General features: G+C 68.0%; 10 protein-coding genes. 7 read left to right on the top strand and 3 right to left on the bottom strand.

The annotated features are described in order from the left end of the window. The first annotated feature begins 489 nt into the window (after window positions 1–489). Entirely contained in the window at window positions 490–2226 is a 1737-nt protein-coding gene (locus LFM09_RS03995) for a hypothetical protein (RefSeq protein WP_414094865.1), read from the top strand. Here the strand turns inward: LFM09_RS03995 and LFM09_RS03990 are convergent. Together LFM09_RS03990 and LFM09_RS03985 are read right to left on the bottom strand one after the other, a co-directional pair. Further along, window positions 2186–2821 carry a peptidylprolyl isomerase gene (locus LFM09_RS03990; protein WP_414094864.1) on the bottom strand — a complete coding sequence of 212 codons (636 nt, stop codon included), beginning with the start codon at window positions 2819–2821 and terminating at the stop codon, window positions 2186–2188. The genes LFM09_RS03995 and LFM09_RS03990 overlap by 41 nt on opposite strands. Before the next feature lie 26 nt (window positions 2822–2847). After that, window positions 2848–3510, bottom strand: coding sequence for a DUF2306 domain-containing protein (locus LFM09_RS03985; RefSeq protein WP_414094863.1), 663 nt, complete (start codon window positions 3508–3510; stop codon window positions 2848–2850). A gap of 130 nt (window positions 3511–3640) precedes the next feature. On the opposite strand from LFM09_RS03985, the gene LFM09_RS03980 reads away from it, so the two are divergent. From LFM09_RS03980 to LFM09_RS03970, 3 genes are all read left to right on the top strand, one after another. Continuing rightward, a complete protein-coding gene (locus tag LFM09_RS03980; protein ID WP_414094862.1) occupies window positions 3641–4057 on the top strand; it encodes a DUF2690 domain-containing protein in 417 nt (138 codons plus the stop codon). A gap of 63 nt (window positions 4058–4120) precedes the next feature. Continuing rightward, window positions 4121–5239: a C40 family peptidase gene (locus tag LFM09_RS03975; RefSeq protein WP_414094861.1), complete on the top strand. Its 1119-nt coding sequence runs from the start codon at window positions 4121–4123 to the stop codon at window positions 5237–5239. Between the two features lie 14 nt (window positions 5240–5253). After that, a complete protein-coding gene (locus LFM09_RS03970) occupies window positions 5254–6126 on the top strand; it encodes a M23 family metallopeptidase (RefSeq protein WP_414094860.1) in 873 nt (290 codons plus the stop codon). Here the strand turns inward: LFM09_RS03970 and LFM09_RS03965 are convergent, their stop codons facing one another. Further along, the gene (locus LFM09_RS03965; RefSeq protein ID WP_414094859.1) at window positions 6127–8799 is read right to left on the bottom strand and encodes a BTAD domain-containing putative transcriptional regulator; all 2673 of its coding nucleotides are present in this window, start codon (window positions 8797–8799) and stop codon (window positions 6127–6129) included. Between the two features lie 58 nt (window positions 8800–8857). Here LFM09_RS03965 and LFM09_RS03960 point away from each other — a divergent pair, with 58 nt between their 5' ends. The 3 genes from LFM09_RS03960 to LFM09_RS03950 all read left to right on the top strand — a co-directional run bounded on the left by LFM09_RS03960 (window position 8858) and on the right by LFM09_RS03950 (window position 13396). Beyond that, window positions 8858–9313, top strand: a complete 456-nt coding sequence (locus tag LFM09_RS03960) for a (2Fe-2S)-binding protein (protein WP_414095153.1) — start codon at window positions 8858–8860, stop codon at window positions 9311–9313. Next, window positions 9310–11160, top strand: a complete 1851-nt coding sequence (locus LFM09_RS03955; RefSeq protein WP_414094858.1) for a molybdopterin cofactor-binding domain-containing protein — start codon at window positions 9310–9312, stop codon at window positions 11158–11160. The genes LFM09_RS03960 and LFM09_RS03955 overlap by 4 nt, the downstream gene beginning before the upstream one ends. A 106-nt stretch (window positions 11161–11266) precedes the next feature. Then, window positions 11267–13396, top strand: a complete 2130-nt coding sequence (locus tag LFM09_RS03950; RefSeq protein ID WP_414094857.1) for a diguanylate cyclase — start codon at window positions 11267–11269, stop codon at window positions 13394–13396. Window positions 13397–13412 lie beyond the last annotated feature (16 nt).

Genomic DNA, 13412 nt, shown 5'->3' with positions numbered 1-13412 from the left:
CACACGAAATAAGCCGGTGCACGGAGCTGGCGGATGCGTGGACCGACTTCTTGCTAATGCGAGGGGTTGACCTATTTCCAGGCTACTGGCTGGTACAACCGCCGTTCAGGTGAGAGAAGCGCCGGAGCTGCGCGATTGATTCCTGATGGCGAGCGGGATCACAGGAATTATCAAGTCCGCCTTAACCCTAAAGGCCCCGTTCCACCTTCTGGGGGAGTCTTAGCTGGTTGAAAGCTTGATCACTGCTGTGATCGGGATCGCTTCTTGGGTTTCCTCAAAGGTTTTCAGCATCCTTCGTCCTGTAATCGGGGTCACCCTCCACGTTTCTGTCATATGTCAACACCCATGCTTCTTCTCGCGCTATTTCCGTGCCAACACAAGGAAGTTGCGAGACGCTCCTGTGCCGCGCCCGGCCGCCGGGAGTTACGGGAATCGGGCGTTGACCCGGGGTTCGAGTGCCACCGAAGCTTGGACCGGAGAGGGGAACGCATGAGGTCGTTGCCGGAACGGGCGCAGCAGGTCTTCCTCAGGTTGTGCCGGATGGAGGAGGACGACCGGTACACGTTCTTCTTCCCCGATTCCGGTGATCAGCTGGCGGTGCTGGCCGAACACGGGGTGGTCGAGACCGACGGCCAGCGGTTGCTGGTGGACCCCGCTGCGGCGGAGCTCGGCCGGGCGGCGATCGACAGTGAGCTCGCGCGGTCCGTCGACGAGGGGATGGCGGCCAACTGGACCGCGTCCATGGTGGTCGCCCGCGACAACGGGCAGGTCGGTGAGGTGGTGAGCCTCGCCTTGAAAGCCGCGCCCTACCTGCGCCGGCTGGAGCGCTGGGACCAGCTGGCGTGGGTGTGCGAGACCGCGCTGGCCCGAGACACCTCCCCTTCTACCGCAGCGCTGCTGCTGCCGTTCGCTGAAGCCGCCGCAAAGGGTGGACTGGGCGAACGTGCCCTCCACGCACGCGTGTTGATCGAGGTCGATCGCGAACGCGGTCTGGCGCAGAGCCGTGAGGTGCTGGCCGCGGCGGTGGCGGCGGGCGACTTCCGGCTGGCGGCGGCGACGGCGAGCGAACTGAGCAACGTGCTGCGGGCAGCCGGATCACCCGAGGCGTCGACGCTGGCCAGGCAGGCGAGCGAGTACACGGCCTCGGCCGGGCTCGGCCCGTGGAGCCGTGCGCTGGCCAGGCTGCGGGAGCTGCAGGCGCTGCCCGCCGACCGTGCTGTGCTCGACGAGGTGCGGCGGCTGCTCGCCGAGCTGCCCGCGACCTCCGGTGAGCCGGAGACCACGACGCTCTGGCACGTGCGGGAAGGCTTGCTGAACCTGGGCTCCTACGTGGGCGCGACGGTCGGCGACGGCCTGCACTTCGCCGAGGAACTGGTCGCGAGCATGACGAGCAGGAACGCCACCCTGCCGGACCTCGCGAAGGCCAGGTTCGTGCTGGCCGATCGGCTGGTGGACGCCGGCAGGGACACCGAGGCGCGCGAGCATCTGCTGTGGTGCCAAAGCGTGTCCGACGACGGCGCGGTGAGCGGCGTGCTCGCGGGCATCGAGGACCGGGCCGGGAACCACTCGCGTGCCGCCGAACTGAAGGCCGACGCGCTGCGGGCGGCTTACGCGGCGGGGAACCTGACCGCGATCGGCGAGGGACACCACGACCTCGCGGTCCTGCTGGGCCGCCTGGACAGCGCGTCACCGCGGGTGCTCGCGAACTACGTGGCGTCGGCGGTCATCGCGTTCCGCATGCAGGCCGGGACCCTGGCCACCGAGATCGACATGCTGGCCATGTTCACCTTCGCCCACGGCCTCCCGCCGCAGATCGCGCTGGAGGACATGATCGCTCTCGCCGAGCAGACCGAGGGCGTGCACCTGGGTGACCTGCTCGAACGCCTGCCGCAACAGGCGCCGGACGAGCTGCAGCAGGTGTTCGACGCCGTGCTGCAGCGGGCGGGCCAGACCATGCAGGACTGGACGCCGTTGATGTCCGCGGTGGTGCTGAAGGCTTCTGGGGACGAGCAGCCGGGCCTGGACGAGCACCTGCGGGCCTGGCTCACCGACCTGGACCAGCGCGCCGGCACGGAGCCGTTGCTGCACGCGCTGCACCGTGTCCTGGCCGGTGAGCGAGGCCCCGAACTGCTGGCGGGGTTGGGAATGCTCCCCACCGGGATCGTGTCGAAGATCCTCGGCGCGCTCAGTGAGCGAGAACGTGGAGGATCCGCACCGGCTTCTTAGGCGCGCCGTCGAGCGTCCCGTCCGGCTGAGGCACGATCCCAGCTGCGACGATCCGGTCGAGCGTCTCCATGCCGTGCGTGACGTGGCCCATCACCGTGTACACGGGCCGGATGTTGGCGAACGAGTGCACGATGAAGAACTCGCTGCCGTTCGTGCCCGGTCCCTGGTTCCCGTACGCGATGGTGCCGCGCGGGTAGGTCTCCTTGCCGGTCACCTCGTCGGCGAACCGGTAGCCGGGCCCACCCTCCTCGGCCCGGTAGATGTCACCGCACTGCAGCACGCCCAGGCGCGCGGTGTTCGTGAGCCGCCAGCACTGCGTCATCGTGTAGAACCAGTTCCGCGCCAGGTGCGCGAAGTTCTCCACCCCGCACGGCGCGTTGGCGCGGTCGAGCTTCGCCACCACCACGCCGTAGTTCGTCACGATGGTGACCTTCACGCTGCCCTTCGCCGGAACGGTGGCCGGCGGCGGCTGGACGGGACGGGCGGCCGGGTTCTCCGGCGTCGGGATGAACTCGCACTTCGCGGTCGGCGGGCCGGCGTGCGCGGTTGCCGGTGCCAGCACGACCATCATCAACACAGCGAGCAGTAGCCTCATGAACGCCGACCGTAGCCGCCGGAACGTCACACGGGAACGGTTTCACGCTGTTCAACCGGGGCGCCGCGCCTCGCCGGCTTGCGCTCCAGCCACCACTGCGAGATCAGCAACGGCACCACCCACCCGGCCCACGTGGAGATCCCCGCGAGCACCCAAGGCAGCTGCTCCTCCGGCACCCGGTCCGAGAACGCGAGGAACCCGAACACACCCCAGATCCGGTTGGTGATGATCGAAACGGTCAGCGTGAAGCTGCGGATCATCCACTTCCGGTGGTCGCGGAACTGCCGCCGCCGCGCCGCCCGCCAGGCCAGCGCGGTGAACCACAGCCACAGCACCGCCAGCATCACGGTGCTGACCACGGCGACCGGCCCGAACGGCGTCATCCAGCCGATGACCAGCCCGGACAGGCCCGCGGGCAGCACACCCGCGAACACGTAGACCCGGCCGACCCGCCGGTGCCACGCGGGGAACCGGGAGCGGAACCACGGCCAGATCTGCACCACGCACGTGATGATCGCGACCGACGCGAAGACGACGTGCATCACCAGCAGGGGGTAGTGCGGTCCCCAGTCCGACTGCACGCGCGCCTGCAGTCGGTCACCGGTCAGATAGGGCGGCAGCGAGAACGCCACGAACGCCACCACCACGAAGGCCAACGGGCCCACCCAAGGCTTGCGCAACCAGGTCATACAAGCACGATCACAAGCACCGCTTACCGATCACGCACCGCTCGCTGACGTGGCCTTCTGACACCTCGCTGACAGCTGACCCGCGGTAGCTGTCAGGTCGCTGTGAGCGCACATCAGCAGTGTCAGCGCCATGAAGTCGACAAGCCTGATCGCGGCGGCGGCGCTGGTGCTCCTCGCGGCACCGGACGCTCAAGCGGCGTCTTGCAGCGGTACCGGCTGCAACGGCAAAGACCCGGTCGCCGCCGGGTGCAGCAGCACGAGCGTTGCGGACACCGCGGCCATGTTCAAGGGCGGCACGGCCGAGCTGCGCTGGTCGGCCGGCTGCAAGACGAACTGGGTGCGGGTCTCGAACTACTCCGGCGGTGACTCGGCTCTGCGCATCACCGTGTGGTCGAGCCACGGCAACGTCGGCTTCGTCGCGCCGGGAACGCCCGGAAACCACTGGGGAAACATGGTCTACGCGCCCGGCTGCGCCCGCGGCGAGGTGCTCTACGTCGACTCCGACGGCGTTCACCGCACCGCCCGCCTCGCGTCGAGCGACTGCTGAGGGGGCTCGCCGTGACCGGCTACATCACTGACTGACTTTCGCAGAAACCGTTGAGGGAGAAGCATGTTCCGCAAGACCGCGCTCACGGCGGTCGCGGCCCTGTCCGTGCTCGTACCGCTGCTGAGCGCCGGCACGGCCCAGGCCGAGGTCCGCACGTTCACCGCCACGACCGCACTCGACGGACGCACCGCCAAGAACCCGGACGTCCCGGTCGGCAAGCAGCGCGTCGCCGACATGTACCTCAAGGGGCAGAAGGTCAACGTCGTCTGCCAGGACACCGGTCCCGAGTACGGCGGCAAGAAGATCTGGGACCTCACCACCGAGGGGCTGTGGATCCCGGACGGCTACACGAGCAACACCTCGGAGACGATGGTGCTGCCGAAGTGCGTCACCTCGAAGTCGTTCCCCGCCAAGGTGGATCTCAACGGCCGCAAGAACAAGGGTGATGCCGCAACCGCACCCGGTTCGGTCGTCGACAAGTACCGGGCGGGGCAGCAGGTTCCGGTCAAGTGCCAGGCGCAAGCCGAGAACGGCACGATCTGGGACTTCACCACGGACAACCTGTGGGTGCCCGACCACTACGTCAAGACCGGCACCGAAGGGTTCGTGCAGGGCCTCGCACGGTGCGACACCGACGGCATCGAGCCCGGCGAAGCGCCGCCCGGCAACGCCGTCCACGGCCGCAGCAACGGTCCGGCGGGCCCGACCACCGGTACCAACGCGGAGAAGGTCCAGCGCGTGATCGACACCGCGAAAGCCCAGCTGAACAAGGGATATCTCTACTCGTGGGGCGCGGGCGGCAAGGGTGGCGCGTCGTACGGAGTCCACCACTACCCGGACAACGACCCGTCGCAGGGCGATGACTACAACCGGCTCGGCTTCGACTGCTCAGGCCTGACGCTCTACGCCTTCTGGAAGGGCGCCGGTGTCGACATCGGCGCGTGGACCGGTGCGCAGAACACCAAGGGCCGCGCGGTGGCGATCGCGGACCGCAAGCCGGGCGACCTCGTCTTCTGGGGCCGCGCCGACAACGACGCGGACGTCACCACGCACGTCGCGCTCTACCTGGGCGACAACAAGATTCTGGAGGCCTCGCCGCCGCGTGACGGCAGGAGCATCCGGATCAGTGATCTCAACAGCCACGGCACGCCGTACACCAAGGTCCGCCGGATCTTCGGATAACTGAGGGGAAATCCATGCACGTCAAGAGAATGCTGTCCGCGGTGGCGGGCCTCGCGATCGGCCTCGGCGCACTCGTCGTCAGCGGCCAGGCGGCTCAGGCCGCGACGAACTTCCAGCTGCCGTTCCCGTGCGGCCAGGTGTGGGAGGGGCAGACCCGCGGCCCGGACCACCCGCGTCCGCACCGGCCGTACGAGGCCATCGACTTCAACCGCTCCAACGACATCGGTGACACGGTCGTCGCCTCCGCGGCCGGCACCGTGAGCCGGGTGGCCAACACCGGCAGCGACAGCTACGGCAAGTGGATCGAGATCAACCACGGCAGTGGCTGGACCACCCGCTACGCCCACCTGTCCGAGCAGAGCGTGCGGGTCGGCCAGGCCGTCTCGCAGGGCCAGAAGATCGGCGAGGTCGGCAGCACCGGCGGTTCGGACGGCCCGCACCTGCACTTCGAGCAGCTGCAGAACGGCGACCCGAAGCGCGTGAAGTTCGACGGCGTGCAGGCGCTGTACTACGGCACCAAGGACTACAAGAGCAAGAACAAGTGCGGTGGCAGCACGCCGTCGAACCCTTACACCGCTGAGGAAGTCTGTGGCGCCGGCTACAAGCAGGTCGACTCGCAGGCCGTCACCGGTGGCCGCGTGCACCTGATGTACAACGCCTCCAACGGCAACAACTGCGTCGTCACCCTGAAGTCCACCAAGCTGGGCACCGAATCGGAGGTCTCGGCGTTCCTGGAGGTCAAGGGCCAGGCGCGCAAGACCGACAAGGGCGACTACGGCTACTACGCCGGTCCGATCCGCAAGGCGGCGCCGGGCACGTGCGTGAAGTGGGGCGGCCAGGTCGGTACGACGGGCGGCTACACCAGCGGCTTCGAGCACTGCGGCTGATCAGCCCAGAACACTGTCCAACAGGTTGTCCCTACGCAGACCGGGTGTGCCGAGCAGTTCGGCCGCCCGGTCCGCGTGCGTTTCCAGGCCTGCCTTCACCAACGTCCGCCGCGCGACACCCTCGCCGTAACGGTCACCGCGAGCACTGGTGATCTCCAGACACCGCTGGGCGTCCTCTGTGGCCTCCTCGCGATGACCTCTCGCCAGCAACACTTCCGCGCGACACAGCAGAGCCTGCCACTCGTCGTTGTGCTCGCCGGTCGCCCGGCACAGCTCGATGCACTCGTCCAGCGCGACCTCGGCCTCACTCAACCTGCCGAGCTTGAACAGCGCCTGCCCCTGCGAGGCCAACGCATACGCGGTCCCGGCGGCGTCTTGGTCTGCGCGGGCGTACTTCAGGCTCAGCACAGCGGCCTCGAGTGCCTGCTCGTAACGGCTGGCGACCTGGTGCACCTGAGCCAGTGCGGAGAGCGGAACCCGTTGCGCACCAGCAGGTCCGTGCTCCTCGATGAGCCTCACGGCGTCCGCGAGCGTGCCCAGGGCCGCGTCGAGCTCGCCCAGCTCACGTTGGATCGTCCCGATGCCGGCGAGCGCACGACCCTGCCCGAACGGGTCGTCGGCGCGTGCTTCCAGGACCTCTTCCAGCTGAGCGCGGGCGGTCTCGAACGAGCCGATCCGACGGTTGGCAGCGGACTGCACGAGCAACGCCGTCTGCAACGCGGCGGAAGTGCCGATCGTCCGCGCCGCCTGGTCCGCGATCTGGCCCAGCTCGACCAGATCGGCGACTCTGTCCTGTTTGAACAGATGCGGGTAGAGCATGTGCGCGATCGCCAACGCATGCGAAGCCAACGCCGGCTCGGTCATCGTCGATCGGGTCGCCGCCAGCAGGTTCTCGGCCTCGTCCGTGAGCCACTGCAACGGCTCGTCGATGTCCTGCTGGGTAGCGGAGTTCGTGAGCGCGCCATAAGCGTGCGGACGCAGCTTCTTCAGCGCAGCGGTCAAAGTCTCGCGGTAGTAGGTGAGCGCACGAGTGAGAGCGTCCTGCTTCTCGTCGTTGGGATGCTCAGCGCCGAACAGCCGCAAGAGATCGTGCACCCGATAGCGTTCCGGCCCGCACGGTTCCACGAGCTTGGCGTCCACCAACGGATCCAGCACCCGGTCGACGTCTGCCTGGTCGAGCAACGCGGAAGCGGTCTCCTCGCTCACCGTCGGCACGTTGAGACAGCACAGCAGCGTGAACGCTCTGGTCGCCCGCTGATCCAAGCCCTCGAAGCTCAACTGGAAGCTCGACCGCACCCCGAGGTCGTCGAAGTTCAGCTCGTCCAGCCGATGCCGCTGGTCCGCGAGCCGGCGGGCCAGCGTCTTCGTGGTCCAGTCCGGCCGCGACCGCAGCCGCGCCGCCGCGATCGTCAAAGCCAGCGGCAGGTGGTCACACGCCTTCGCGACCTGCTTGGCCGCCTCGCAGTCGTCACCGAGCAACCGGACCGCGTCGTCCTCGGGCAACGGGTCGAGCCGGACGTGCCGCGCGCTGAGCGTGGCCAGCATCCGGCGGCTGGTGATCAGCACGGCCGAACCGGGTTCGCCCGGCAGCAGCGGGCTGACCTGGGCCGCGTCCACCGCGTTGTCCAGCAGCACCAGCACTTTGCGCCGGGCCAGCGTCGACCGGTAGAGCGCCGCGGCCTCCGAGGTGTCCGTCGGCACCGCGAGCGGCGGCGTGCCCAGCGCCCGCAGGAACCGCCTGATCACCTCGGCGGGGGACAGCGGCGCACGGCCGGGTGTGGCGCCGTGCAGGTCCACGTACAGCTGACCGTCCGGGAAGCGGTCCGCCATCGCGTGCGCGGCCGTCGTGGCGAGAGCGCTCTTGCCCTGCCCGCCCGGCCCGTGCACGGCGATCACGGTCTCCGCCGAGCCGGTGATCAGGTCGATCTCGGCGCGGCGCCCGACGAACGGCTCGGGCTTCTTGGGCAGCTCACGGGGAACGGCCGGGATGTCGCCCTGCAGGATCGCCGCGTGCAGGTCCTTGAGCTCCTGCCCCGGATCGAGCCCGAGCTCGTCGGCCAGCAGCCGCCTGCCCTCGTCGTAGATCCTGAGCGCGTCGGCCTGCCGTCCGCTGCGGTGCAACGCCACCATGAGAGCGCCGCGCAGCCGTTCCCTGGTCGGGTGCTGGGTCACCAACCCGGTCAGCTCGCCGATCACGTCCAGGTGCCGGCCGCCCTTGATCGCTTTGTCGACACGTCGCTCGACGGCCGCGAGCCGCTCTTCCTCCAGCTGGCTCGCGAGCTGGGTGTTCGTGGTCAGCTCGGCCAGCGCGGGCCCGCGCCAGTAGCCCAGCGCCTCGTCCGGGTCGTCGGTGTCGCGGAACAGCTGCAGGTCGAGCGAGTTCGGCGGGACGTCCAGCCGGTAGCCCTGCTGGGACCACCGCAGACTCACGCCCGGCAGGTCCTTGAGAGCCCTCCTGAGCTGCGAGACGTGCACCTGCACGGCCTTGCGCGCGCTCGCCGGCGGGTCGCCGTCCCACAAGATCGACATCAGGTGGTCGACGCTGACGGTCTGGCCGGCGTGCACGAGCAGCAGCACCAGGACCTGACGCGGTTGACCTGCGGGAACGCGCACGTCCCGCTGCCCGTGAGTGACGAGCAGCGGCCCAAGCACCCCGAACCGAACGCCGTCCACCGGCCAACGATATCCGGTCCATAACGGTGTTGCGGCCGCTACGCTCGGTGACGTGACCATGCACCGGCTGCGAGTCAACGGTGAGATCCGCGATGTTGAAGCCGACCCGGAAACCCCGTTGCTCTGGATTCTTCGCGACCACCTCGGCCTGACCGGCACGAAGTACGGCTGCGGGGTGGGTGCGTGCGGGGCGTGCACCTCCATAGTGGACGGACAGTCGTTCCGGCCGTGTCAGCACTCCGTGGCGAGCACGGCCGAACAGGACGTCCTCACCATCGAAGGCGTCGAGGACCACCCGGTGCAGCAGGCGTGGCTCGACGAGGACGTCACGCAGTGCGGGTACTGCCAGCCCGGCATGATCATGGCGACCATCGCGTTGCTCGCCAAGCACCCGGACCCGACCGATGAGGACGTCGACGAGGCGTTGCGGGACAACGTCTGCCGGTGCGGCACCTATCCCCGGATCCGCAAGGCGATCAAGAGGGCCGTCGAACGAATGCGAGCCGAGGCGTGAACCCCGCCACGGGAAATCCATTCGTCCGCATCGACGCGGAATCCGGTCTGGTCACGGTAACCGTCCCGGTTCCCGACACGGGACAGGGCGTGCGCACGGCCGTCGCCATGATGGTCGCGGAAGAGCTCAAGGTCTCCGTCGAGAGCCTCGTGATCGAGCAGGCGGAAGGCGACCCGGACACCTACGGCCCGCAGCTCGCCGTCAACTCCAACACGATGCAGCGCATCCACGAGCCGATCCGCACGGCCGCGGCGACCGTCCGGCACCAGCTGATCATGGCTGCCGCGCACCGCTGGCAGGTCGCGGAGGACGAGTGCGACGCGGACAACGGTTTCGTGCGCCACGGCGAGGACTGCCTCAGCTACCAGGAGTTGGCCGAGGAAGCCGCAGCCCTCACCCCGACCGAGATCAAGCTGACTCCGCAGCAAGAGTGGAAGACGCTCGGAAATCCGGCGATCAAACGGGTCGACCAGGACGCGATCGTCACGGGCAGGCTCGCGTACGCCGTAGACCAGCCGGCCGACCTGGTCGCGGTGATCGCCAGGCCACCGTGGATCGGCGCCACCCCAACGGGTTTCGACGCCGCGAAGGTCCACAACGCCGACGTGGTCCAGCTGGAGCACGGCTTCGCGTTGCTCGCTGAGGACACCTACACCGCGATCAAGGCGCGGGAGAACCTCGCAACGACCTGGCAGGGCGGCAGTCCCGACGCGGACAGTGACCAGTGGATGGCCGACCTCAGGGCCGCCTTGCCAGAAGGAAGCACGCCACCAGGCGAGTACGTCGAGAAGATCTTCGTCACGCCGATGCTCGCCCACGCGCCGATGGAGCCGCCAACGGCGACGGCGAAAGCCACGGAGGAGGAGGTGACGTTGTGGGCGCCGACCCAGGCACCTGACAAGGTGCGCAAACTTCTGGAGGAGGACTTCGAGAAGGTCACGGTGATCCCGACACGTGCGGGTGGTGCGTTCGGGCGGAAGTTCGAAGTCGACTTCGTGCTGGAGGCAGTCCAACTCGCACGGCACACCGGCAAGACGGTGAAAGTGCTGTGGACGAGAGACGACGACATGCAGCACGACTCCTACCGTCCATTGTCCGTCCACCGCATACGAGCAACGGTCAACGACGAAGGTCTACCTGTCTGGCGGGATCACGCTGTTTCCACGTGGCCTCTCTCGGCGATGCTCGAAGTCACGAGCAACCCGCAGATCCTGAAGATGATGATGGCGAACAAGTATCCGTACGGCGTGGAGGGTGAGGTCCACTTCGCCATCTCCGAACCGCCGATCAGAACCGGCTTCTGGCGCAGCGTCTACGCAGGTCAGTTCGTTTATGCCGAAGAGATGTTCCTGAGCGGGCTGGAGATGCCGCACAACCAGCTGGAACGCCGGTTGAAGCTGTTGACCGACCAACGGGTCAGAAAGGTTCTCGAAGCGGCCGCGGAAGCGCACGACGGAGAACCGGAAGCCGTTGCCTGTCATCGGGACTACGGCTCGGTCGTCGCGGTGATCGCCGAAACCGGACGGGACGGTCGTACGAAAATCACCGCGGCCGTCGACGTGGGTGTCGCACTGCACCCATCGGGTGTCCGCCAACAGGTCGAAGGCGCGATCATGGACGCGGTGTCGACGACAAGAGGTGCGCGAATCACCGTCAAGCAGGGAAAAGTCGTGCAAAAATCGTTCGGGGACTACCCGTGGGCGCGGATCGGCGACACACCCGAGATCACCGTCGTCGTGGTGGCGTCGGACGAGCCCGTGGGCGGATTGGGTGAGCTGGCATACCCGGCTGCCGCAGCGGCACTCGGATTTCTTTCACACGGAAAGCAGAACGGGGATTTGCGGTAGCGTCCGTATTAGTGGGTCACCTCATTGGAGTAACGGCGGTGCCGCGATCATCCCAAGTCGGGCATCATCACCTGGCTCGACCAAGTCGTAGAACGAGGGGTCTCGTGTGACCATCTTCCGTGCCGGCCGGACCGGAGCGTGGTGGATGTACCTGGTGGCAGGTCACCTGCTGCTGGGTGTCTACTACCTGATTCCGGTCAGCCCTGCGGGGACAACGGGACAAACGGTGCGTGTGGTGCTCTACTGCACGATCAGCGCCTCTGCCGCGATCGCGACATTCACAGGTGTCAAGCACAACCGCCCCCAATGGCGGCGGCCATGGGTGTTCCTCGCACTCAGCCAGGTCGTTTACGCGATCGCCGACCTCACGTTCTACACATCGCACTACGTCTTCAAGTACACGGATTACCCGTCGTACGCGGACATCTTCTACCTCGGCCACTACCCGTTGATGGTGGCGGGCGTGATCCTGCTGATCCGCCGCCGCACTCCGGGACTCGACCTGCCGAGCCTGCTCGACGCCGCGGTGCTCGCGGTCGTCGCGGGCATGGCGTCCTGGCTCTACGTGATCGGCCCGCAGGCCCGTCTCACGTCACCGGCGCTGGTGAAGATCGCGTCGCTCGGCTATCCGATGATGGATCTCGCGCTCTTCGTCGTGGCACTCCGTTTAATCTTCGGAGCCGGTCCGCGCCCGCGGGCGTTCATCCTGCTGACGTGCAACCTGCTGGGAATCCTGACCGCGGACACGATCTACGTGCTGCAGCGCCTCGACGGCAGCTACCACGCAGGCAACTTCCTCGACGCGATCTGGTTGTCCGCCAACCTGTGCATGGGTGCCGCGGCGCTGCACCCGACGATGGCGCGCCTCGTCGATCGAGCGCACGTCCACGACCAGGGTCTGTCCCGCGGCCGGATCATCGCGCTGTCGTCGGCCGCACTGGCCGCGCCGGTGCTGATGCTGGTGCACGACGTCCGCCAGTCGTCGCAGGACGTACTGGTGCTCGCGGCGGGTGGCGCGCTGCTGTCGTTGCTGATCATCGCCCGGCTCGCGGGGCTCGTCGCGGACCAGCGCAAGCTCGCGATCACCGACAGCCTCACCGGGCTGCACACCCGGAGGTTCTTCGAAGCCCAGCTGCCGTTGGAGATCGCTCGCGCACGCCGCAGCGAAGGTTCCGTGGCGGTGTTCATCATCGACGTCGACCGCTTCAAGTCGATCAACGACAACTACGGCCACCCGGCCGGGGACGACGTGCTGATGGAGGTCGCGGCCAGGCTGCGCGCGGCGTCCCGATCGGGTGAGGTGCTCGCGCGGTACGGCGGCGAGGAGTTCGCGCTGCTCGTCCCGGACGCGGGCCCCGGCCGGCTGTCCGTGATCGCGAACCGGCTGCGCGAACGGGTGGCGGAGAAACCGATCCCGGTCAACGCGGGCAACGACGACATCCCGTTGTCCGTCACGGTGTCCGTGGGGTCGGCGAGCTTCCCGACGCACGGCGACGGGCCGGACGAGGTCGTGGTGATCGCGGACCGCGCGCTGTACGCGGCGAAAGCGGCCGGGCGCAACCGGATCGCGGTCGGCCCTGAGCCGTTGCCCGCGGTCGACCCGGACACCGACGGCGCGATGGCGGAGTTCCTCTGCCAGGTCGCCGACCGGGTGGACGGGTGGCTGCACCGCTACGACCACAGCCGTTCGGTGTCGCGCTGGGCGGGTGTGGCGGCGGGGGAGTTCGGGCTCGATGCGCCGACGGTCCGGGTCGCGCAGCTGGCAGGCCGGCTGCACGACATCGGCAAGATCATCATTCCCGAGGTCGTGCTGACCAAGCCGGGCGCACTGTCCGAAGAGGAATGGCGGTTGCTGCGGCAACATCCCGACTTCGGCTACCGGCTCGCGCGCATGGTGCCGGGGTTCGCGGGCGTGGCGCACGTGATCAGGCAGCAGCACGAGCGCTACGACGGCGCCGGCTATCCGGACGGGCTGCGAGGTGCGGACATCCGTGCCGAAGCGCGCATTTTGTCCGTTTGCGTGGCGTGGGCGGCAATGCGGTCGAATCGTCCACATCAGACAGCGCTGGACGAGAACCGGGCACGGCGCGAGTTGTGGGCCGGACGAGGCGAGCAGTTCGATCCGGACGTAGTGGACATGTTCCTGGATCTGCACACCCAGGGCACCATCGGAACGTTGCGTCCGTCCGGTTTGTCCGTTCAGGAGGCGGGTTTCCCGGCGGACTTCAGGCCTTGATCACCTGGTGATGGCA

This window comes from Lentzea alba, from assembly GCF_047445655.1.
GTDB lineage: Bacteria > Actinomycetota > Actinomycetes > Mycobacteriales > Pseudonocardiaceae > Lentzea > Lentzea alba_A.
Note: the sequence above shows the minus strand (reverse complement) of the source record. Positions and strands in the feature narration are given on the sequence as shown.

Excerpts from the sequence above, each read along its gene's own strand:
- LFM09_RS03970 (WP_414094860.1), top strand. The coding sequence starts at position 5,254 with ATGCACGTCAAGAGAATGCTGTCCGCGGTGGCGGGCCTCGCGATCGGC.
- LFM09_RS03980 (WP_414094862.1), top strand. The coding sequence starts at position 3,641 with ATGAAGTCGACAAGCCTGATCGCGGCGGCGGCGCTGGTGCTCCTCGCG.
- LFM09_RS03990 (WP_414094864.1), bottom strand. The coding sequence starts at position 2,821 with ATGAGGCTACTGCTCGCTGTGTTGATGATGGTCGTGCTGGCACCGGCA.
- LFM09_RS03975 (WP_414094861.1), top strand. The coding sequence starts at position 4,121 with ATGTTCCGCAAGACCGCGCTCACGGCGGTCGCGGCCCTGTCCGTGCTC.
- LFM09_RS03995 (WP_414094865.1), top strand. The coding sequence starts at position 490 with ATGAGGTCGTTGCCGGAACGGGCGCAGCAGGTCTTCCTCAGGTTGTGC.
- LFM09_RS03985 (WP_414094863.1), bottom strand. The coding sequence starts at position 3,510 with ATGACCTGGTTGCGCAAGCCTTGGGTGGGCCCGTTGGCCTTCGTGGTG.
- LFM09_RS03960 (WP_414095153.1), top strand. The coding sequence starts at position 8,858 with ATGCACCGGCTGCGAGTCAACGGTGAGATCCGCGATGTTGAAGCCGAC.